Source organism: Clostridium sp. YIM B02555, assembly GCF_022320955.1.
In the GTDB taxonomy this organism is placed as follows: Bacteria; Bacillota; Clostridia; order Clostridiales; family Clostridiaceae; genus Clostridium; species Clostridium saccharoperbutylacetonicum.
Map to the genome: position 1 here is coordinate 1 of NZ_JAKJJY010000060.1, position 1,057 is coordinate 1,057.

Annotated in this window: 3 protein-coding genes; all 3 read left to right on the plus strand. The window is 50.2% G+C overall.

Going from position 1 to position 1,057, the window contains the following annotated elements:
• Window positions 1–111 precede the first annotated feature (111 nt).
• Complete coding sequence (gene infA / locus L3B98_RS28800) at window positions 112–330, plus strand: translation initiation factor IF-1 (RefSeq protein WP_009994478.1); 219 nt, start codon at window positions 112–114, stop codon at window positions 328–330.
• A gap of 21 nt (window positions 331–351) precedes the next feature.
• Window positions 352–465: a 50S ribosomal protein L36 gene (gene rpmJ / locus L3B98_RS28805; protein WP_003842636.1), complete on the plus strand. Its 114-nt coding sequence runs from the start codon at window positions 352–354 to the stop codon at window positions 463–465.
• A gap of 132 nt (window positions 466–597) precedes the next feature.
• Window positions 598–975, plus strand: a complete 378-nt coding sequence (gene rpsM / locus L3B98_RS28810; protein ID WP_004105472.1) for a 30S ribosomal protein S13 — start codon at window positions 598–600, stop codon at window positions 973–975.
• The last annotated feature ends 82 nt before the right edge of the window (window positions 976–1,057 follow it).

Here is a 1,057-nt window from a genome sequence, read left to right on the forward strand (position 1 = left end):
GGGGTGTCTGGGTTGGATTTCTCGGCTTTGCCTTATGCGGTTTCCCGCGTAGCACCAGTTGAACTAGGGCGGATACGTAAAGTAGTACGTCCAAGGAACGGAACGAGGCTCATGGCAAAAGACGGTGTGATTGAAGTCGAAGGCACGGTAGTTGAAGCACTGCCAAACGCGATGTTTCGCGTTCAGCTTGAGAACGAGCACATTGTACTGGCTACGATTTCTGGAAAGATGCGTAAGAATTATATTCGTATTCTTCCTAAAGATCGTGTTGTGCTGGAGATGAGCCCTTATGATTTGAACCGTGGTCGTATTACGTACCGCTATAAGTAAAGGTACAAGCAAAGGAAAACCATGAAGGTCAGCCCTAGCGTGAAGAGGATCTGCGAAAATTGCCGCGTGATCCGCCGTCACGGTCGCGTCATGGTGATTTGCATCAACCCACGTCATAAGCAGCGTCAGGGCTGAGTGGATCCCCACCGCGAAGATAAAGGATAAGGCGCTAAGTCGCAGCTAAAGCTGAACCCTGGGTGCGCAGGCCCAGGCCGCAGGATTGCGGGAGACTTGGTGCACGACCTGCGTAATAGTAAAGGAATTACAATGGCACGTCTTGCCGGAGTAGATATTCCCAATGAGAAGCGCATTGAGATTGCCCTCACCTACATTTTTGGTGTAGGCCGTACTCGCGCTAAGGAAACGCTTGCCGCGACCGGTGTTAATCCGGATACTCGCGTCAAGGATCTTACGGATGAACAGTTAATCACTTTGCGTGATTATCTTGAAGCTAATTATAAGATTGAAGGCGATTTGCGTCGTGAAATCGATGCAGACATTCGTCGTAAGATTCAGATCAACTGCTATCAAGGCCAGCGTCATCGCAAGGGTCTTCCTGTGCGTGGTCAGCGTACTAAGACTAATGCTCGTACTCGTAAGGGTCCGAAGCGTACTGTCGCCGGGAAGAAGAAGGCCACCAGATAGTAGTCGGTGGTCGGCTCTAGGCCACGAGTTAATTCTCATCGCCTAGACATACCAACTAATTCGTCATTAGGAAACGAGGGTC